Source organism: Marinitoga sp. 1138 (genome assembly GCF_013363265.1).
Lineage (GTDB): Bacteria > Thermotogota > Thermotogae > Petrotogales > Petrotogaceae > Marinitoga > Marinitoga piezophila.
In genome coordinates this window covers 49,854-69,735 of record NZ_LBFA01000008.1, presented here as the reverse complement: position 1 = coordinate 69,735, position 19,882 = coordinate 49,854, and the positions used below count along the sequence as shown (strand labels likewise).

The window sequence follows — 19,882 nt, the reverse complement described above, 5'->3', positions numbered from 1 at the left end:
TTATTATTAGTTTTTAAATTAATCTTTTTACTTATTAGACAACTTAATATGGTATAATAATGTGTAAAGGGGGAGGTGGCTGTTATGTTTATAAACCCCATGTCAGGAAGTTCTGCTCAAAAATCCGAAAATAGCAAGGTAAAAAATAAAAAATCATCTAAAAAAAGTAAAGCGTCTCGAAAAAGAAAGACAACTTTTTCTGAAATTCTTGATTTAAATGAAGCGGATATAATAAAAAAGGATCTTGAAAAATTGCTTGAAAAAATAGAAGAATATGGTGCAGAGTTTAAAAGGTCTCCAGTTGAAAGGAATCTTGAAAAATATAAAAAAAGCGTCAAAGACTTTTTGAAAAAGATAGAAAAAAATTTATATAAATTAGAATCGAAGTTAAATTTTAGAGAGAAAAATTTTTATGTTGTTGCGGATCAGGTAAATAAGGAATTAAAGGAATTAACAGATAAAATTTTAAAAAATGAGAGTGGAGCTTTTGTATATGCTAAAAAAATAGATGCCATTAATGGATTATTACTTGATTTATATAAATGAGGTGATACACATTAAAATAAAGTCACTTAATACATTTTCAGGAAGTTCTTTGTGTTTTGTCAATGGTGATATTAATTACTTATATGAAATAGTAAATGAAGTAAAAAAAGAGATTAACATAAACGATGTATATGAAATATTTCCTGAAAAAGGAAATATAAAGATTGATGATATAAGGAAAATGCAGGAATTTCTTGAATATAAACCAAATTTTTCTTCATATAAATTAGTTGTTATACATGAAATTGACAAAATGAATCAACAGGCAGCAAATGCGATATTAAAAATTCTCGAAGAACCGCCAACATTTGCAGTGATGCTTTCAACAACAACAAAATGGTATAATTTATTACCAACAATTAGAAGTAGATTATATAAAATACTCATTCCAAATTCAGATATAGGAAAAAAAATAAAAGAAAAAAATGAAAAAATATATATAGAATTTTCTTATTCTATAAATAGTAATTATAAATTGGCGAAATATATTTTTGATAATATAGATAATGAAAGTAAATTAATTGAAATGATAAACTCTTTGAAGGGATTAAAAAATCTTGAACTTGTTGAAATAATTCTTAGTGAAGATGAAGATACAGAAAAGGAATTATTAAAATACGAAGCTTTTTTTGAATTGATAAAAAGATTTGAAAATCTGGACTTAATAGAAATTCAAAGTGTAATTGATAAAATAATATCAAAAAAGAATTCTATAGCAAATAAATTAGATACAATAAAACTATTTGCCAGATTATTTCTTTCACTATATCATGATGCGTATGTATATAGACTTTCCAGCTATTGGAAAGAATTTTCTTCGTTAAAAATGTATGAGTTTTTTGGATTTTCAAATTTCAAACTAAACTTTGAAAACATATATGAAAACATTAAATGGTGTGATAACCTTACTCGTTTAAATATATCAAATTTAAACTTTGATTTAGTTATAACAACGATGTTTTTCAGGTTTTTGCATGCTTTCTTTTCAGATAAGGAGGAATAGATAATGATAAATTTAAAGGCTTTAGTATATGGGGTTGAAATAACAAAATTATCACCTATTTTATATTATGCAAGTAACGGAGAAGATATAAAAATAGGTGATTTAGTATTGGTAAATACTTCAATGGGGCTTGATGTTGGAAAGGTAATTTTAGGTCCTAAAGAATTAACCTTTGAAGAAATTGGATATGAAGTTACCACTATTTTAAGAAAATTAAATGATGAAGATATGGAAATATATGAAGAAAATAAAAAACTTGCAAGAAAGGTAAAAGAGGTTACTGAAATAAAGGTAAAAGAATTGCAGCTCCCAATGAGGGTATTATCTGCGAGATATATATTTGACCGTTCAAAAGTAATTGTATATTTTGGTTCAGATACGAGAGTGGATTTTAGAGAATTGGTAAAAGAACTTGCAAAGGAATTTAGGGCAAGGATAGAGTTAAGGCAGATAGGTATAAGAGATGAAGTAAAAATGGTTGGATCAATGGGTTTATGTGGTCAAATGACATGTTGTTCGAGGTTTTTAAGGAAATTCGATTCAATAAAAATGGAAATGGCAAAGACCCAGCAGATGTTAATAAACACAGCAAAAATTTCCGGACGATGCGGAAGATTAATGTGCTGTCTTGCATATGAAAATGATTTTTATGAAGAATCATTAAAATGTATTCCTAATGAAGGAACAACAATTGAATATGACAATGTTCCTGCAAGGGTAATTACAGTAAATATATTCTTGAAACAGGTAACCCTCCAGATTATTGAAAATAATCAGCCGGTAATGGTAAAACTTCCATTTGATTATTTTAAGAAAAACTGCAATACGGAGGAATAAAATGAAAATAATTGGCAATATATTTATTGAAATGGGTATATTGCTTATAGTTATAGGTATTATAATTATTGTTATTGGAAAATCTGGTATAAAATTAGGGCATTTGCCCGGGGATATTATCATAAAAAAAGAAAATTTTGTATTTTATTTTCCCATAACTACAATGTTGGTTATAAGTGCAGTATTAAATATAATATTTATCCTGATAAGGAGATTAAAATAAGTTAAGGAGGAAGATAAGATGAAAAAATCATTGAAAGAATTAAAAGAACTTGCAAAAATATGTAGAGCAGATATTTTGAAAATGACAACAGTTGCAAAATCAGGACATCCAGGAGGTTCAATGTCCTCTATAGATCTATATTTAAGCGTATTTAACGTTGCAAATATAGATCCAGAAAATCCATATGATCCAAAAAGAGATAGAGTTGTAATCAGTCACGGTCATACATCACCAGGTGTATATTCAGCACTTGCAAGACTTGGATTCTTTAATCCAGATGATGTATTAGCAGGGTTCAGACATCCAGGTTCAATATTTGAAGGCCATATAACAAGAGGTATCCCTGGAGTAGAATGGACAACAGGAAACCTTGGACAGGGATTATCTGCAGGAGTAGGTATGGCTTTAGCATCAAAGATAACAGGTGCAGATTATAGAGTATTTGTATTACACAGTGATGGTGAATCACCAAAGGGGCAGATAGCAGAAGCAAGAAGAACGGCTGTAAAGGAAAAATTAAGCAATCTTACAGTATTGGTTGATTATAACGATATACAGATCTCTGGAAGAGCAAGAGACGTATTATTTGTTGATATTGCAAAGGAATATGAAGCTGACGGTTGGAAAGTATTGGAAGTTGATGGGCATGATTTTGAGCAGATATTAAATGCTATTGAAGAAGCAAAAAATTATAAACTCGGTCCAACAGTAATTATTGCCAAAACAATAATTGGTAAAGGCGTTTCCTTTATGGAAAACAGACATGAATATCATGGAGCACCATTAAAAGAAGATGCTCTTGAAAAAGCATTAAAAGAACTTGGTGTTGAAAATGATATAGAAAAATATAAAGAAATGAGAAGCAAATTACCATTAATTAGAGAAAAATTAGAATTTGAAGATAATACAGTAGTAGCAGAACCTGGAACACCTATTGTTTATACAAAAGAAGATAAGATTGATAACAGAGGAGCCTTTGGTAATGCAATAGCAGATCTTGCAAAAGCAAATAAAGGTAAAGTACCTGTTGTTGCAGTAGATTGTGATTTAAAACCATCAGTAAAACTTGAAAAGTTTGAAAAGGTTGCACCAGAAAACTATGTTCAAATAGGTATTCAGGAACATAACGCAGCAACAATTGCAGGTGCAATGTCAGTTTGTGGAGTAGTTCCATTCTTTGTAGACTTTGGTGTATTTGGCCTTGATGAAACATTTAACCAACAGAGATTAAACGATATAAACCATACAAACTTAAAAACAGCAGTAACTCACTGTGGTATTGATATAGGTGAAGATGGAAAAACACATCATGAAATTAATTATGTAGGTATAGTAAGAAGTTTCTTTGATACAAAATTAATCGTTCCAGCTGATCCTAACCAAACAGATAAAGCTGTAAGATATGCAGCTTCAACACTTGGTAATGTAGTAATTGCAATGGGTAGATCAAAAATTCCTGTAATCTTAAATGAAGCTGGAGAACCATTCTTTGGTGAAGGCTATACATTTGAATATGGTAAAATGGATATCTTAAGAAAAGGTGAAAAAGTAACAATATTAACTCACGGAAGCGTTGCACATAAGGCTGTTAATGTAGCAGATAAATTAAAAGAAGAAGGAATAAAGATTACAGTAATAAACGTATCAGCACCTCTTGAATTTGATGCAGCAAAAATAAAAGAATATATTGAAAATACAGAAGTAATAATCTACGAAGACCATAATAAACATAACGGATTATTTGTAGAATTTTCAAAATCTGTAGTGGAAAATGGAATAAAACCAGCTGGTATAGAGGTATTAGGTGTAGATGATTATTCACCATCAGGAAGCAATGCATTATTATTCAAGATCTTTAAATTAGACGAAGACTCCCTTTATGAAATTGTAAAGGAGAAAATAAATAAATGATAATTAATGATCATGAAAAAAGGACAGTAAAAGCGGTAAAAAAGATAATTGGTATTGAAAATATAGACGAAGAGCTTCTATTCGAGGCTCTTTGTCATTCTTCTTATGCTAATGATTATAAATCAAGAGGGAGAGATATTAATTCAAATGAAAGAATGGAATTCCTTGGGGATTCTGTATTAAATCTCATAATAGCGGAGCATTTATTCAAAAATTACAATCTCAATGAAGGAGATATGGCAAGAGTTAGAGCCACAGTAGGGAGTGAATTAATCCTTTTTGAAGCAGCTAAGAAACTTAACCTTGGCGATTATATATTACTCAGCAAAAATGAGGCAAAGTTTGGTGGAAGAGAAAAACATTCCATTGTTTCAGACCTATTTGAGGCTATAATTGCTGCGATATATCTTTCATTGGGTTTTGAAAAAGCAAAGGAATTTGCATTAAAGAACCTAAACGAATATATTCAACAGTCAATTGAGGGGAAACTCTTTCTTGATTATAAAACAAGATTGCAGGAATTAACCCAAAAAGATTTAAAAATAAGGCCAGAATATGATCTTGTGAGACAGGATGGCCCACCCCACAATAGAACATTTGTTGTTGAGGTTAAGATAAACGGCAAGGTATATGGCAAGGGGATTGGAAAATCTAAAAAGGTTGCTGAACAACTTGCTGCTAAAGAAGCATGTGAAAGATTTAAAGGAGACCAGGAATGAAAAAGATACATTTTGTAAAAATGCAGAATACAAAGTCAATATCCCTCACAGGAAATTATTGTTATCTTAATTGTAAACATTGCAATAAGCATTATTTAGAACATATGGCAACAATTAACGAAATAGATAATTTTTCAAATATGACATCTTTATTATTAAGTGGAGGAATGAATTCAGAGATAAAGGTGCCTGTGTATAATTTCGTAGAAAAATTAAAGGAATACAAAGAAAAATATGGATTTAAATATAATTTACATACGGGATTTATGGATAAAAAAGAATTGGAAAAAATAAAAGAAATTAGCGATGCAATATCCTTTGACCTTGTTGGAAATGCTGAAACGATGTTGGAAGTATATGGTGTTGATAAATTTGAAGATATGTGGGAGACATTTGACAATCTTATAAATATGAAATTTAACGTAAAACCACATATAACAATAGGTCTTAACGGCGGTAAAACAACACATGAAATTGAAGCTATAGATAGATTATCAAAATATGATGTTTCGGATATAGTATTCCTTGTTTTTATACCAACTCCGGGATCATATTTTGAAGATAGAGAACCGCCAGAAATAGAAAAAGTAATTAAAATCTTTGAGTATGCTAAAGAAAAATTTTCGGGAATTAAATTAACCTTAGGGTGTATGCATCCGAAAGGGAGGTACAGAAGAGAATTACAGGAAAAATTGCTATATATTGCTGACAAAATAGTGCAACCTGTTCATAATACCATAAAAATTGCACAGGAAGAGAACTTTGAAATTACATGGAGCTATGAATGCTGCGTATTTTAAAATAGGAGGAGTATGAAATGGTGAAGAAGAATATTTTAGACTATAGTTATGAGGAATTAATAGAAGAATTTAAAAAGATAAATTTGCAAAAGTTTAGAGTGGATCAGGTATTAGATTGGATATTTAAAAAACATGTTTTTGATTTCTATGAAATGACAAATCTTTCTAAAGAAATGAGAAAGCAATTGGACGATTATTTTTATATATACATTCCAGAACCTGTAGATATACAGAGATCTAAAAAGGATAAAACAACAAAATTCCTATGGAAATTGGAAGATGGCAGAACAATTGAATCTGTTTTACTTTTTTATCCTAACAGGGTGTCAGCATGTATATCCTCACAGGTTGGTTGTGCATTAAAATGTAAATTCTGTTCAACTGGAGCAAGTGGATTTGAAAGAGATCTATCCACAGGTGAAATTATAGCTCAGGTACTTGCAATAGAAAAATTAGAAAATGTGAATATAAACAATATAGTTTTAATGGGTATGGGAGAACCATTATTAAATTATGATAATGTAATAAAAGCCATTAGAAATTGGAATAATAAAAAAATGAAAAATCTTGGTGCAAGACATATCACTATATCAACAGCAGGAATTGCTGATAAAATAGAAGAACTTGCAGATTTTGAGCTTGATATAAGACTTTCAATATCTCTGCATGCGGTGTCAAATTACCAGCGAGATCAGATTATGCCAATTAATTCAAAATATCCTATAGAACAGGTATTACAGGCAGCTAAGGTATATCAGGAAAAGACGAAAAATAGAGTAACTATAGAATATATAGCAATAAAAGGATTTAACGATACAGAAGAAGACGCGATAAAACTTGCAGAAATATTAAAAGGGTTAAAGGTAATGGTAAATATAATTCCGATTAATCCAAATCCGGCAGGGTTTGAAAGGCCTTCAAAAAAATTCCTTACAAATTTTGTGAAAAAACTCAAGGAAAATGGTATAGAGGCAACACTAAGAATTGAAAAGGGAACAGATATTGACGCCGCATGCGGTCAATTAAAAATGAGAAAAAAGGGTATTAAATTAAAATGAAAAATGTCTTTAGATATATAAAAAAAGGTATAAAAAATTTAATACTTTTTATTCTCGGATTAATAACAGGTGGAACAATATTTTTCCTGTTAATATTTGCTTTTGTCAATACAAATACATATGTGAGCATACCTTCGTTAAAGGGTGAAGATAGAGAAACTGCTATAAATGCTTTAAAGGAAAAAGGACTTATTCCAATTGTAAAAGGTGTTGGAGATAGTGTATTATATACGGATCCTCCTGCCAATACAAAAGTGAAAAAAGGAAGACATGTATTTATTCAATTAGGGCGTATTGAAAAATTAAAAGTACCTGATTTAATAGGAATTCCTGTTGAGGTTGCCGAAGAATTTTTGACTGAATATAAATTAAAATATAAGATTATTAAAATTTATTATCCAGACGAAAAAATTGAGACGGTAATTGATATGACGCCGAAACCAAATACACCTGTAATGGAAGGCGATACGATAATTTTAAAGGTAGCATCTTCGGAGGTGAATAAGTGAAAATAAAAAAAGGAATAGTGACTCGATTTCATTCCAATACATTGGAACTTTTAGATCTTGAAACAAATGAAAAGATAACAGCATATTTAAGGGGAAAATTCAAACTTCAAAAAATAAAACCTATTGTAGGGGATTATGTTGAATACTCAATTGATGGGGTTGGCGGTGCAAAAATAGAGAATATATTGCCAAGAAAAAATATGCTGTATAGACCTAAAATAGCAAATGTTGATCAAACAATATTGGTAACCTGTTTAAAAAGCCCAAAAGTTGATTATTTGATAATAGATAAGTTTCTTGTACAGGTTGAAAAAAATAATCTTGATTGTGTTATTGTATTAAATAAAGTAGATCTGCTTGAACAAAACGAAATAGATGAATTTATGAAAATATATTCACCATTATATCCTGTAGTTCTTGCAAGTGCAAAAAAGAATATAGGTATAGATGAAATAAAAGAATATTTAAAAGATAAGGTTTCTACATTTGCAGGAATGTCTGGAGTTGGAAAATCCTCATTATTAAATGCTATAAATCCAGGATTACAATTGAGAGTTGGAGAGATTTCAGAAAAACTTCAACGCGGAAAACACACAACTACATATACAGAACTGTTAAGCTTTGATTTTGGAGGATTTGTTGCTGATACTCCGGGTTTTGCAGCACTTGAAGTATATGATTTTGAACCGGAAAAACTAAAAGAATTCTTTATAGAATTTGATGAACATTCAATGTATTGTGGTTTTAATGACTGTGTTCATATAAATGAACCAAATTGCGGTGTAAAAGATGCTGTTAAAAATGGAGAAATCTCTGAAATAAGATACAAAAATTATTTGAAAATATATAACGAAGTGGAAGAATATAACAGAAGAATAAGGAGGAAAAGATGGAAATGAAGATATACCCTTCAATATTAGCTGCTGATTTTTTAAAATTGGGAGAGGAAATAAAAAAAGTAGAAAACAATGTTGATGGTATTCATATTGATGTTATGGATGGAATGTTTGTTCCTAATATATCCTTTGGAACCCCTATCGTTAAAGCAGTAAAAAAAGTAACAGATCTATATCTTGATGCACATTTAATGATAGTGGATCCAGATAGATATATTGAAGATTATGCGAAAATGGGAGTTCATGGTATTACCGTACATTATGAAGCAACAACACATTTACATAGAACAGTATCAAAAATAAAAGAATTGGGTTGTGATGCAGGTGTTTCATTAAACCCACATACTCCTGTATTTCTCCTCGAAGAAATATTGCCATATTTAGATAGAGTACTTATAATGAGTGTAAATCCAGGTTTTACAGGGCAGAAGTTTATTTCTTCATCTTTAGAGAAAATAAGAAAATTAAAATCTATGATAGATGAAAAGAACCTTAATGTTACCATAGAGGTTGATGGTGGTGTTGGATTGAAAAATATAAGAGACTTATATCTTGCAGGAGTTAGAGAATTTGTTGTTGGTGCTGGAGTGTTTCATCAGGAAGATTCTGCAAAAGCAGCAGAAGAATTGAAGAAGGTTGGTTTGGGAGAATGACGATATATCTTGCCACTGGAAATAAACATAAAGTAAAAGAAATAAATGAGATAAAGCCAAAAAATATTGAGTTAAGAGGAATTTTTGAAATAATAAAGGGTTTTTCTGTTAATGAAGACGGAAAAACCTTTATAGAAAATTCAATAAAAAAAGCAATAGAGGCAGCAACACTTTTAAGAATGCCGGTAATTGCTGATGATTCGGGATTGGAAATAGATATATTAAATGGATTTCCTGGCATATATTCTGCAAGGTTTATGGAAGGGAAAAGCTATAATGAAAAAATGAAATATATACTAAAAAAATTAAATAACGTTCCATACGAAAGAAGAACAGCACGATTTGTTTGTGTTGCTACATATTATGATCCAAAAAAGAATCTGTTATTCTCTGTTGAAGGAGAGGTAAAAGGTAAGATTGGTTATTCCATTTCAGGAAAGGAAGGATTTGGATACGATCCAATATTTATTCCAGATGGTTATACAATATCCTTTGGAGAATTGGGACAGGAAGTAAAGAATAAAATAAGTCATAGAAAAAGAGCATTTGAAAAGTTATTTAGGATATTGAATAATATTACAACAATAGAAAAGAACTCTTAAACTTTTTAACTTATTGTTTTCTTGACTTTTTTTGATATTTTTGGTATTATATACTCGGTTGTGAAAGAGATTGCCCCCATCGTCTAGCGGCCTAGGACATTGGCCTTTCACGCCAAAGACACGGGTTCAAATCCCGTTGGGGGCGCCAGATAAAACATGAGTGGGTGCTTAGCTCAGCTGGGAGAGCGTCTGCCTTACAAGCAGAAGGTCGTAGGTTCGATCCCTGCAGCACCCACCATTTTTAAATAGTGGCCAGGTAGCTCAGTTGGTAGAGCACTGGACTGAAAATCCAGGTGTCGACAGTTCGATTCTGTCCCTGGCCACCAAAAAATCCCCGAACTAAGTTCGGGGATTTTTTTATTCTTCATGAAACCCGCCAATTGAACGTATAGAAGCTTGTCTCCTGAATATAAGTCTATAAATTGCAGCCTGCATTCTTTCAGGTAATTCAAAAAATTTCGAAGTATATTCATTGCAATGTAACCCGGTCTTTTTTTCTATTAAAGTTGCCGGAATATATAAACTTTCGCCAAATTCTGTTATGTGAAATATCACAACATCTCCAACCTTGAATACATCATTTTCACTATTAATAGTGAAAATAATCCCTTCTGCTCCAAAAATCTTGCATTTTGCTCTTTTAAATTTTGATTTTAAAATATTTTTCATAACAGGAGTTAACTTTTCCTTTAAAAGAGGAGTTATATCGTTTTTAAATCCTATATAAAAATCAAATCCCCAGAAAACCTTTAATTTTGATTTTTTACTTATTTTTGTTTCTATAATTTTTAAAACATAACCATATGGAGTTTTTAAAATTACTCGTGCTTTTGCATATTCCGGGAAATCCTTTGTGGTAATCTTTAATTTTAATATACTATCTTTTGATATTTCGTCAAATGTTTTTGAATTAATATGAATAATATCTCCAAATTTTTTTTCTATTATTCCGGAAAATTCTATAACTTCTCCACCGGGTGCCTCATAAAAGAGATTAAGTGTTTTTGATTTTAAGATTAGATCACTAAATGATTCAGTATGAAATTCCGTATAATAAATCTTTATTGCTTCTGCAGCAACATTTACAACATCTTTATTAAAAATTTTTCCAGCTTTTTTCTCTATATCTTTAATAACAAAAGTTATGTCTTCATTTTCTGTTAAAACAATCTGTTCGTCTATATAATTTGAAATAATAAGAATGTTATCTTCTATTGAAAGGTTACTCTTTCCAAAATATCCTTTTCCATCAAGTCTCTCATGATGATTTATAGCAATATTTACATATGGTGTCATTAATACATTGCCTAAAAACATTTCTTCTAATCTATTTAAATGTATTCCTATTAAATTATTATCAGTACTGGGATCTTTAATATATTCAGAAATTGCTTTTTGTGAAACCCAGATATATCCAATGTCGTGAATTAATGATGCAATTTGAAGTTTAAAAATACTTTCTTCATCAAGATTAAGTAATGAAGCTATTATACTTGAAAGATCAGAAACTCTTAAAGAATGTTCATAAATTATTCTGGAATGGTTTCTTAAAATTGTGAGATAATTCTTTACAAAAGCATTTATAGAATATTTGCTGTATTTATCAAAATAAATTGTATCCACATTATTTTCAAAAACAGAAATAAACTTTCTAAAAATATTCTTTTTTTCTTCATCGAAAGAAAATTTTTCTTTTGAAATAATATATAAAAATCCATAATTTTTTTCTTTTGAAGGTAATCCATATAATTTCAAATAGAATTCATTAAGCTGATCATTTATTAAAAATGAAAATTCATTTGAATAAGAAATCCTGAAATTTGACTCTTTCTTCTCAAAAAAAGAGTCAAATATTTTTTCCGGTATTTTAAACACAATATCTTCTGATTGTTTAAAGTAGAATTTTTTTAAATTATTGTATGTAAATATATTTAAATAATTATGATTTTCAAGTCTTAAAGCAAAACCAATATATATTTCATTATTAGAAAATAATGATCTTGAATATATGTTTAAAGCGTTTTTTAAAACGTCTAATTGTAAAATAACTATCACCTTCTTTATTTAAGGTGTAAATATTTCAATCTTTTAATCCTCCCTGAGTTAATCCGGCTATAATATATTTTTGAGCAACAGCAAAAACGATAATAGTTGGCAAAAGCGCAATAACTATCCCTGCTGCCAATACATTCCATTGAACGCCTGCTTTTGAAACAATAGAATATAAACCAACTGGAACAGTATATTTATCCGATGTATTTAAAAACATAACAGCAGTAAATAATTCATTCCAGTTATTTACAAAAGAAAAGCTTAAAATAGCAGATAATCCTGGCAACATTAAAGGAATTGTTATTTTAAATAAAGCTTCTATTTCATTGCATCCATCAATTAAAGCAGCTTCTTCGAGGCTTTTTGGAATTCTGTCAAAAAAACCTTTTGCCATAATTGTACTAAATGCTGCACCAAAACCACTATATACAATTGTTATACTAATTAATTTATTAATCAAATGAAGATTGGAAAACATAACATATTGAGGAACCATAATCAGATATGTTGGTATCATTTGCGAAAAGAATAAAAATAAGGTTATTGCATTTCTAAATTTAAATTCCTTTCTTGAAAGTATATATCCGCTCAGCATGGCAAAAACAGTTGAAATGGAAGATGCAGCCAATGCAACAATAATGCTATTTGAAAAATACTGTTTGAAATTAACAAATTGAAATAACTTTTTATATCCATACAATGATGGATTATTTGTCCAGTATTTTATTGGAAATGTATATAATTCACTAACAGGTTTAAAAGAGGTTAAAATAATCCAGTATAGTGGAAATAATGCAAAAATAGCAAACAGTAATAACAATATAAATCGTAAAATCTTAACCTGCTTTTTCTTTTTCATAGGCTAAACTCCTTTTTAGAGGTTAATTTTAGGTACATCATTGTATATATGAATAATACGAGAACGATAATTACTCCATGTGCAGCAGCTTTGCTGTAATTTGATTCATAAAATACTACATTAATCATTTTTACAGAAAGGATTTCCGTACTTCCAGCAGGTCCTCCTCTTGTCATACCGTAAATAACATCCGGAAAATTCATAACCCATATTATTCTCAATAACACGGTATTTACAATAGTTGGTTTTATATATGGAATTGTAATATGAAAAAGTTTTGAAAAATAACCAGCTCCATCAATTTCAGCAGCTTCATATAAAGATTGTGGGATTGATTGTAAAGCTGCAAGTAGCATAATTGCAAAAAAGGGTATTCCATACCATACATTTACTAATATAACAGAAAACATTGCAAGTGACGGATCAGAAAGAAAATTAAGCCCTTCTTCAAGAATGCCGGTTCTAATTAAAATATCGTTTATTACACCAAACTGTCCATTAAGAAGCCATGACCATATTAAACCTATTGCAAATCCAGAGATAGCCCATGGGTAAAATACAAGTCCGGCGTATATTCCTCTACCTTTAAATGGTTCTTTCATTAAAAGTGCCAGTATAAAGCCAAAGATCAATTGAAAGAATACAGAAAAGAAAATCCATTTTATGGTATTTATCACTATGTCCATATAAAAGAAATCGGAAAATATTTCCCGATAATTTTCAAAACCAACCCATTGAATATTTCCAAAATTAAAAAGAGAATAATTTTTAAAAGAAAGCAAAACCCCACTTATAGTGGGGTAAAGAATTATAAATGAAATTAAAGTAATTGTTGGCAACAACATAAGAATAATAAATCTTTTACTATGTCTTTTCATATAATCACCGTCATATTTAAATTATTTTAAACCAGCCTTTTTCCAGAAATCTGTCCACATTTTTAAACATCTAACAACTGATAATTTTCCAAGCAATACCTGTTGCATAGTTTTTTCCTGATATTCATTCCATTTTCCCCAGCTTTCGTTATCAAGTGGGTATTGTGTAAATTGATAATGTTCAGAATCTTTAAACATTTCTGTCCAGCCTTCAAATACATCTGAACTGAAGTAAGAATCATATTTATATACTGATTTTAATATTGGTAATGCACCATAACTCTTGCTCCAGTATCCGTTCATCTCTGCGGAACTTACAAATTTTATAAATTTCCAAGCTAAATCCTTATGTTTGGAATATGTTGGAATTCCCCAACCAACAAAACCAAATGTAGGATAAGCTTTTCCATATTTTCCAACAGGTAGTGGAGCTGTTTTATATTGTCCAGGTTTTAACATTTCGTTGAGCATACCTGTTGTATCTGGATCCTGGAACAATAATGGAGTGATACCTGAAACAAATGAATTAACTTGTTCATCCCAACCCCAGTTAATAGCATCTTTAGGAGCTGTATCCTTATATAAACTTACATAGAAATTCAAACCTTCAATAGCTCTTGGATCTTCAAAAATAATTTTTCCACTTTTTGTCAGATACATATTATCTGGATCAATATCATCAAAGAATGATGTAACCACAAGATCTATAAATGATGTTGGGTATCCTTTACCCCTAAAATCAAAACCATATTGATTCTTTGAAGCTTCTGTCAATTTTTTTGCCATATCATACATTTCTTGCATAGTTTTTGGATAAGTGTTAAAACCGTATTTTTTAAGTATATCTGGTCTATAGAATAAAGTTTTTACATAAATACCATGAGGTAATAGATAAGGGGTATTTTTATATATGCTTGCTGCTTTTAAAACACCATCTATTAAATCACCTTTCTCAGGCCATTCATTGATATATGGAGTTAAATCTTCCAATTTGCCCATTGCAGCAAGAGTACTTAAATTCCAGTCGCCTATTTCAACAATATCAAGTGGCTGTTCTGTACTTACCATTAAATTAATTTTCTGATAAGCAGTTTCATATGGTGGGGATATTACGTTAATTTTTACACCAGGATTTAATGTTTCAAACATTTCTATAATTTTATTTAGAGTGGGTGTTCTCCAAGGACTTGAAAATGCTTCGATTAAATTTAAAACAACGGTATCTTCAGCAATTAAAAAAACGGAAGTAATTAATAATACCAATACCAAAAACAACTTTTTCATCAAAACTCCCCCTTTATGTAAAATTAGTTTCACTAATATTATACCATAACTTTACAAAAATTATAACAAAATCTAAAAACTATAAATTCATTAAAATGTATAGATATAATGAGGAAATTAAAAGTCCAAAGACAGCAATCTTCATTCCAATTTTCATAAAATCGAAAAACTTAATCTTTCTATCAAAGTTACTTTCAATCATTCCAACAATAACCATATTTGAAGCTGCACCACTAATAGTTCCATTCCCTCCAAAACTTGCTCCTAATGCCAATGCCCACCATAACAATTCACTATGTGGAAATGTACCAATTAAAGAACGGATTATAGGAATAAATATTGTCACAATAGGAACTGCCCCCATAAATGCTGCCAAAAATCCGGAACTCCATAATACTATTAAGAGCAATAAATATGGATGTGAAATAAAGTTATATATTAGATTCGTTATATCCTCTATAACATGAACATCTTCTAAGGCCTTTACAATGGCAAATAATCCAACAAAGAAAAACAACGTATCCCATTCTATTTCATGCGATATTTCGTCAAAGTCCATTTTTGATATTAATAACATAATTGCACCGCCGGTTAAAGCAATTAAGGCTGCTTCGTAATCGAGATATTCATGTATAAAGAATCCAACAATTACCAGAGCAAAAACGATTAAACCTTTCTTTAAAAGAGGATAATTTACAATAGCCTTATTAGGATCTGCTTTCATAAGATTATCCAGTTTGCTTTTTTCAACATCTTTAAGTTCTTTATGAATATTCAAAAAGTATATTATAGATAAAAAGAGAACAATAAAAGAAGGAATGGACATTACAATTAAAAATTCCAGAAAGCTTTTTCCTGAAGCGCTTCCTACGAGGATATTTGGTGGGTCACCTATCATTGTGGCTGTACCGCCAATATTTGCAGAAAATATCATAGGAAAGAGAAAGGTTTCTGGTTTAACTTCAATTTCCTGACAGATATAAATAATTACAGGAGAAAAAAGAATTAAAGTCGTTACGTTATCAAGAAAACTTGAAAGTATAGCAACTGCAAGCATTGTAAAAATAAAGATAGAAATAACATTTCCGTTGGATTTTTTGACGATGTATATAGCGATAGCCTGAAACAAACCTGTTGTTTTTAAAATTCCCACAATAATCATCATTCCAAGCAAAATTCCCAGAGTGTTAAAATCGATAAAATCACCGGCATTTGAAACCCTGAGAGTATCAGAAACCTTTACAAGTGAAATTAATAATCCCATACTAAATGCAACAACAGCTTTATTTCCCTTTCCAAAGATAATTAGATAGTAAGTAAAAAAGAAAATAATCAAAGCAATAACTTTTGGTAGCATAAAATTCCCCCTAATTTTGTGAGTTGGATTAATTTTTCCATAATTAAATTATAGGAAAATATTAACACTAAGTCAAGGGGAGGTGAATTTAAAAATTAAAATAGTTAGATATACGAATATTTGTAAAATAGAGAAAAAAATAGTATAATTTATATGTATTTCATATTTATATTCTATATAAATAAAAGGAGGATGTTGCCATGAAGATGTTTCATAGATATCTACTTTATTTTTTGATTATTGGTCTTTTACCTATTCTTGCGCTTTTTCTTGTTGTATTAAATGGAAATAAGAAAGTAATGCATTTTAATTCCCAATCACGTTATGAACTCATTGAAAGTTCAGTTTCAAGGTTTTTTCAAAATGAATTTGAACAATTATCGGATATTGCAAAGAAATATGCACTGGATATTGAATTAAAAGAAGCACTAAAAAACGAAGATAGAGAAAAGGCAAAAGAAATTCTAGTAACAGCATTTGAAACTCTGAAACCTATTGGAATAAAGGTTCTTGAAGTTGAGGATAAAAATGGAGTGGTATTTTATAGAGGACATCATCCTGGAAAATTTGGAGATAACAAAAGTGAAGTTGTAGGTGTAAAACTGGCATTACAGGGAAAAGCAAACTATGGATTTGATTTTGGAAAAAGTGGATTTGGATTAAGAACTTTTGTACCAATAATGGATAATGGAAATGTTATAGGTGTTGTTCAAACTGGAATTCCATTTTCAAAAGAATCATTGGATTTATTTAAAAAGATGCTAACAACAGATATGGCAGTTTATACAAAAGATGGGTTATATGCAACAACAAGTGATGAATTTACGCTTAATAAGGATAAAATTCTACCGATATTCAATGAAATTGGTGATAAAAAATATGAATTAATACATAGCGATAAAAAAGGAATTTCATATTTAGTATTACCTTTAAGGGAACCAAATGGTAATTTAATAGGTGTTTTAAGTGTATTAGTAGATACAAGAAAAATAGATACATTAAATTCTAAAATAAGAGGAACTATAATATTAACTATTTTTATTACTTTCATTCTTGTAATTATATTTGCATATATAATTACAAAAGCACTTCTTAAGAGAATAAATCATCTCATTGAAGGCCTTGAAAGAATGTCTGAAGGCGATTTAACAGTAGAATTAATTGATCATGGTAAAGATGAAATGAGCCATGTATTTAAAAGATTGGAACAGATGATGGATAACTTTAAAAGTATGCTAAAAACAGTAATTGAAACAGGATATGAGCTTGATAGCTCTTCAGGGAAATTAATAGAAGTTGCACAAAAAACAGAGAAAAATGCTGTATTTTTCCATGATGAATCAGCAGAAATAGAAAAAAATACAAATGATGTAGCTTCAGCAATGGAAGAAATAACCTCTGGTGTTGAAGAGATAGCATCTTCTGCACAAATGGTATCAGAAAATGCTCAGGAGTTATCAGCAATTGCCAGTGAGACAATACAAAATGCAGAAGAAGGCACAAAGAGCTTAAAAGAAATAGCAGAAATTATAGAAGAAGCTGTAAATCAGTCAAAAGTTACAGAAAATAAGGTTGAAGAACTGTTGAAATTAGCGGAGAATATAGGTGAAATTGTAGAAACAATTAATACAATAACAGAGCAAACAAACCTGTTGGCATTAAATGCAGCAATTGAAGCTGCAAGGGCAGGAGAAGCAGGAAAAGGTTTTGCTGTTGTTGCTGATGAAATTAGAAAATTAGCTGAAGAAAGTAAAAAAGCAACTGAAGAGATAGCCCAGATATTATCTCATGTACAAAATGGGGTAAAGGATGTTAATGGAGCCACATTAAAAACAGTAGATATAATAAATCAAATAGAATCTGGAACTCAAAAAGTTAATGAAAACTTTGATGTAATACTTGAAAAAATCGAAATAATTAATCAAAGAGTTGAAAGCTTAACAGCAAGTTCTGAAGAGCAAAGTGCATCAACAGAAGAAATGGCTGCAGCAATGGATAAAAGTATGAAAACAATACTTGAAATATCCAATAAAATAAGTGAAATAACAAGATTCTCACTTGAACAAAAAGATGATGCAAAGGTATTAAATTCAGTCTCTCAGGAATTAAAACAGCATTCAGAAGCATTAAAAGAAAACATAAAGAAATTTAAAATATAAAAATTAAAGGCGCGGTGAATTTCACCGCGCCTTTAATCATCTAAATTAATTTCGAACTTATCAACGAGTTTTTTGGTTAATTCAATCTCAGAAGGAGATAACTCTCCAAGTACAACTTCTTCTTCAAAAACGTCTTCAAACCCTTTTTTGAATGCATTTGCCATTTCTTCGCAATCTACAGTTCTTCCAATAAGCGTATTAATATCAATAACCCTTTTTTCAAGATGTTTATAAAGTTTTTCCTTTTTATCTTCAGGCATTTTAAATAGATTAACATAATCCCTTAAAGGAAAGATTTGTGGAATTGAACCATGTTGCAATACATAACTTTCATTTCTATATTGAGCACTTCCAATGAATTTCTTTTTATCTACGGTAATTTCATAAATAGATGGTGCATCATAACATGCAGGAGTGTTGTTATGATTATTCTTATTCTTTTCCATATCGCATTTTATTCCTAATTCTTCCATACTTTTAATTAATGCCTCGGCTATTACTTTATAACTACCCACAACGCTTTTTGGCAATTTGGGATGATCTATATTTGCCGCAAAGAGATAGGTTATTTCTTTGTGATGCAAAACAGCACGTCCTCCGGTGGGTCTTCTAACAAGATCGATATATTTTTTCTTTAAATAGTCAATGTCAATATCTTCTATTTTTTGAAACCTTCCAATTGAAAGCGTTGCTAAATTCCAGCTGTATAGTCTAATAGTTGTTGGCTGTACTTTTTTGCCAACGTGTTTTGCAATAGCTAAATCACAAGCCATATTCCAGGAACCCATATGATAAGTATCAATAATAAGCCTGATCATAAAATACCTCCCAAAGGTTTTCTTACAGCCATACCAACTTTTCGTGGATATTTTTTAGGCGTCTCTATTTCTTTTTTCAATATGATAAAGTATCTTTCCTTATCAAACAATTGATAATTAATTTCTTTTTCTATTTTAAATCCTATTTTTTCTGCTGCAATTTCAAGATATTTTTTTTCTTCAGTAATATATGTTGGACCTTTATATAGGAATAACATTCCACCTATCTTTAAAAGAGGCGCTGCATACTCAAGAAGTATATCGCTTCTTGAAACAGCCTTGGCAGTTGCATAATCATATTCTTCTCTATGTTCTTTGGAAAATAACTCTACACGAGAATTAACAGAATTTGCATTATTGATATTGAGAGTTTTTATAAAATATTTCACGGCATTTATTTTCTTTTCAATGCTATCGAGCAAAGTAAAATCAACATTGTTATATATAATGCTTAAAGGAATTCCAGGGATGCCACCACCTGTGCCAATATCAATCATTTTCATATTATCTTTTAATTGATAATATTTTTCAAAAGGAAAAATACTATCAATTATCAAATGTTTTGAAGCCTCTTCTTTATCTTTTATTGCTGTAAGATTAACGGGGTAATTTATTATTAACTCAATAAAGGATTCCAGCTTTTTATATGAATTTTCATTCAAGAAAATTTCATATTTTTCAAGAACTCTCAACATAAAATTCATTGACTAATACCTCC

The 19,882-nt window shown here is 29.9% G+C and carries 20 protein-coding genes and 3 tRNA genes; 16 read left to right on the top strand and 7 right to left on the bottom strand.

What is annotated here, in order from left to right; all coding sequences use genetic code 11:
• Positions 1-84 precede the first annotated feature (84 nt).
• The 15 genes from XO11_RS04045 to XO11_RS03975 all read left to right on the top strand — a co-directional run bounded on the left by XO11_RS04045 (position 85) and on the right by XO11_RS03975 (position 10,083).
• Entirely contained in the window at positions 85-546 is a 462-nt protein-coding gene (locus tag XO11_RS04045; protein ID WP_014296304.1) for a YaaR family protein, read from the top strand.
• Positions 509-1,549, top strand: coding sequence for a hypothetical protein (locus XO11_RS04040; protein ID WP_075780420.1), 1,041 nt, complete (start codon positions 509-511; stop codon positions 1,547-1,549). Before XO11_RS04045 ends, XO11_RS04040 begins: the two co-directional genes overlap by 38 nt.
• A gap of 3 nt (positions 1,550-1,552) precedes the next feature.
• The gene (locus XO11_RS04035; protein ID WP_156865395.1) at positions 1,553-2,386 is read left to right on the top strand and encodes a regulatory iron-sulfur-containing complex subunit RicT; all 834 of its coding nucleotides are present in this window, start codon (positions 1,553-1,555) and stop codon (positions 2,384-2,386) included.
• A gap of 1 nt (position 2,387) precedes the next feature.
• Positions 2,388-2,609 (top strand): DUF2905 domain-containing protein, encoded by a 222-nt coding sequence (locus XO11_RS04030; RefSeq protein ID WP_014296301.1) that lies wholly within the window; start codon positions 2,388-2,390, stop codon positions 2,607-2,609.
• Between the two features lie 18 nt (positions 2,610-2,627).
• The gene (locus XO11_RS04025; RefSeq protein ID WP_175418198.1) at positions 2,628-4,520 is read left to right on the top strand and encodes a transketolase; all 1,893 of its coding nucleotides are present in this window, start codon (positions 2,628-2,630) and stop codon (positions 4,518-4,520) included.
• Entirely contained in the window at positions 4,517-5,239 is a 723-nt protein-coding gene (gene rnc, locus XO11_RS04020; protein ID WP_175418197.1) for a ribonuclease III, read from the top strand. The genes XO11_RS04025 and rnc overlap by 4 nt, the downstream gene beginning before the upstream one ends.
• A complete protein-coding gene (locus XO11_RS04015) occupies positions 5,236-6,039 on the top strand; it encodes a radical SAM protein (protein ID WP_175418196.1) in 804 nt (267 codons plus the stop codon). Before rnc ends, XO11_RS04015 begins: the two co-directional genes overlap by 4 nt.
• Positions 6,040-6,056: 17 nt before the next feature.
• A complete protein-coding gene (gene rlmN / locus XO11_RS04010) occupies positions 6,057-7,097 on the top strand; it encodes a 23S rRNA (adenine(2503)-C(2))-methyltransferase RlmN (protein ID WP_175418195.1) in 1,041 nt (346 codons plus the stop codon).
• Entirely contained in the window at positions 7,094-7,606 is a 513-nt protein-coding gene (locus XO11_RS04005) for a PASTA domain-containing protein (protein WP_175418194.1), read from the top strand. Before rlmN ends, XO11_RS04005 begins: the two co-directional genes overlap by 4 nt.
• Entirely contained in the window at positions 7,603-8,505 is a 903-nt protein-coding gene (gene rsgA / locus XO11_RS04000) for a ribosome small subunit-dependent GTPase A (protein WP_075780417.1), read from the top strand. Before XO11_RS04005 ends, rsgA begins: the two co-directional genes overlap by 4 nt.
• Complete coding sequence (gene rpe / locus XO11_RS03995) at positions 8,496-9,155, top strand: ribulose-phosphate 3-epimerase (protein WP_175418193.1); 660 nt, start codon at positions 8,496-8,498, stop codon at positions 9,153-9,155. Before rsgA ends, rpe begins: the two co-directional genes overlap by 10 nt.
• The gene (gene rdgB / locus XO11_RS03990; protein WP_014296293.1) at positions 9,152-9,757 is read left to right on the top strand and encodes an RdgB/HAM1 family non-canonical purine NTP pyrophosphatase; all 606 of its coding nucleotides are present in this window, start codon (positions 9,152-9,154) and stop codon (positions 9,755-9,757) included. Before rpe ends, rdgB begins: the two co-directional genes overlap by 4 nt.
• Positions 9,758-9,829: 72 nt before the next feature.
• Positions 9,830-9,905 (top strand) — tRNA-Glu (locus tag XO11_RS03985).
• A 14-nt stretch (positions 9,906-9,919) separates the two neighbouring features.
• A tRNA-Val gene (locus XO11_RS03980) sits at positions 9,920-9,995 on the top strand.
• A 12-nt stretch (positions 9,996-10,007) separates the two neighbouring features.
• Positions 10,008-10,083 (top strand) — tRNA-Phe (locus XO11_RS03975).
• Between the two features lie 31 nt (positions 10,084-10,114).
• Here the strand turns inward: XO11_RS03975 and XO11_RS03970 are convergent.
• From XO11_RS03970 to XO11_RS03950, 5 genes are all read right to left on the bottom strand, one after another.
• Positions 10,115-11,812, bottom strand: a complete 1,698-nt coding sequence (locus XO11_RS03970; RefSeq protein WP_175418192.1) for an HD domain-containing phosphohydrolase — start codon at positions 11,810-11,812, stop codon at positions 10,115-10,117.
• Between the two features lie 25 nt (positions 11,813-11,837).
• The gene (locus XO11_RS03965; protein WP_014296291.1) at positions 11,838-12,668 is read right to left on the bottom strand and encodes a carbohydrate ABC transporter permease; all 831 of its coding nucleotides are present in this window, start codon (positions 12,666-12,668) and stop codon (positions 11,838-11,840) included.
• On the bottom strand, positions 12,665-13,354 hold the full coding sequence (locus tag XO11_RS03960) for a carbohydrate ABC transporter permease (RefSeq protein ID WP_254873296.1): 690 nt from the start codon (positions 13,352-13,354) through the stop codon (positions 12,665-12,667). The genes XO11_RS03965 and XO11_RS03960 overlap by 4 nt, the downstream gene beginning before the upstream one ends.
• A gap of 213 nt (positions 13,355-13,567) precedes the next feature.
• On the bottom strand, positions 13,568-14,830 hold the full coding sequence (locus XO11_RS03955) for a sugar ABC transporter substrate-binding protein (protein WP_175418191.1): 1,263 nt from the start codon (positions 14,828-14,830) through the stop codon (positions 13,568-13,570).
• Positions 14,831-14,909: 79 nt separating this feature from the next.
• Positions 14,910-16,187: an SLC13 family permease gene (locus XO11_RS03950; protein ID WP_175418190.1), complete on the bottom strand. Its 1,278-nt coding sequence runs from the start codon at positions 16,185-16,187 to the stop codon at positions 14,910-14,912.
• A gap of 200 nt (positions 16,188-16,387) precedes the next feature.
• On the opposite strand from XO11_RS03950, the gene XO11_RS03945 reads away from it, so the two are divergent.
• Entirely contained in the window at positions 16,388-18,346 is a 1,959-nt protein-coding gene (locus XO11_RS03945; RefSeq protein WP_175418189.1) for a methyl-accepting chemotaxis protein, read from the top strand.
• A 32-nt stretch (positions 18,347-18,378) separates the two neighbouring features.
• On the opposite strand, the gene XO11_RS03940 is transcribed toward XO11_RS03945, so the two are convergent.
• Positions 18,379-19,164 carry a biotin/lipoate A/B protein ligase family protein gene (locus XO11_RS03940; RefSeq protein ID WP_014296286.1) on the bottom strand — a complete coding sequence of 262 codons (786 nt, stop codon included), beginning with the start codon at positions 19,162-19,164 and terminating at the stop codon, positions 18,379-18,381.
• Positions 19,161-19,868 (bottom strand): 16S rRNA (guanine(527)-N(7))-methyltransferase RsmG, encoded by a 708-nt coding sequence (gene rsmG / locus XO11_RS03935; RefSeq protein WP_014296285.1) that lies wholly within the window; start codon positions 19,866-19,868, stop codon positions 19,161-19,163. Before rsmG ends, XO11_RS03940 begins: the two co-directional genes overlap by 4 nt.
• Positions 19,869-19,882 lie beyond the last annotated feature (14 nt).

Excerpts from the sequence above, each read along its gene's own strand:
- XO11_RS04045 (WP_014296304.1), top strand. The coding sequence starts at position 85 with ATGTTTATAAACCCCATGTCAGGAAGTTCTGCTCAAAAATCCGAAAAT.
- XO11_RS04040 (WP_075780420.1), top strand. The coding sequence starts at position 509 with ATGCCATTAATGGATTATTACTTGATTTATATAAATGAGGTGATACAC.
- XO11_RS04035 (WP_156865395.1), top strand. The coding sequence starts at position 1,553 with ATGATAAATTTAAAGGCTTTAGTATATGGGGTTGAAATAACAAAATTA.
- XO11_RS04030 (WP_014296301.1), top strand. The coding sequence starts at position 2,388 with ATGAAAATAATTGGCAATATATTTATTGAAATGGGTATATTGCTTATA.
- XO11_RS04025 (WP_175418198.1), top strand. The coding sequence starts at position 2,628 with ATGAAAAAATCATTGAAAGAATTAAAAGAACTTGCAAAAATATGTAGA.
- rnc (WP_175418197.1), top strand. The coding sequence starts at position 4,517 with ATGATAATTAATGATCATGAAAAAAGGACAGTAAAAGCGGTAAAAAAG.
- XO11_RS04015 (WP_175418196.1), top strand. The coding sequence starts at position 5,236 with ATGAAAAAGATACATTTTGTAAAAATGCAGAATACAAAGTCAATATCC.
- rlmN (WP_175418195.1), top strand. The coding sequence starts at position 6,057 with ATGGTGAAGAAGAATATTTTAGACTATAGTTATGAGGAATTAATAGAA.
- XO11_RS04005 (WP_175418194.1), top strand. The coding sequence starts at position 7,094 with ATGAAAAATGTCTTTAGATATATAAAAAAAGGTATAAAAAATTTAATA.
- rpe (WP_175418193.1), top strand. The coding sequence starts at position 8,496 with ATGGAAATGAAGATATACCCTTCAATATTAGCTGCTGATTTTTTAAAA.
- rdgB (WP_014296293.1), top strand. The coding sequence starts at position 9,152 with ATGACGATATATCTTGCCACTGGAAATAAACATAAAGTAAAAGAAATA.
- XO11_RS03965 (WP_014296291.1), bottom strand. The coding sequence starts at position 12,668 with ATGAAAAAGAAAAAGCAGGTTAAGATTTTACGATTTATATTGTTATTA.
- XO11_RS03960 (WP_254873296.1), bottom strand. The coding sequence starts at position 13,354 with ATGGACATAGTGATAAATACCATAAAATGGATTTTCTTTTCTGTATTC.
- XO11_RS03955 (WP_175418191.1), bottom strand. The coding sequence starts at position 14,830 with ATGAAAAAGTTGTTTTTGGTATTGGTATTATTAATTACTTCCGTTTTT.
- XO11_RS03950 (WP_175418190.1), bottom strand. The coding sequence starts at position 16,187 with ATGCTACCAAAAGTTATTGCTTTGATTATTTTCTTTTTTACTTACTAT.
- XO11_RS03945 (WP_175418189.1), top strand. The coding sequence starts at position 16,388 with ATGAAGATGTTTCATAGATATCTACTTTATTTTTTGATTATTGGTCTT.
- XO11_RS03940 (WP_014296286.1), bottom strand. The coding sequence starts at position 19,164 with ATGATCAGGCTTATTATTGATACTTATCATATGGGTTCCTGGAATATG.
- rsmG (WP_014296285.1), bottom strand. The coding sequence starts at position 19,868 with ATGAATTTTATGTTGAGAGTTCTTGAAAAATATGAAATTTTCTTGAAT.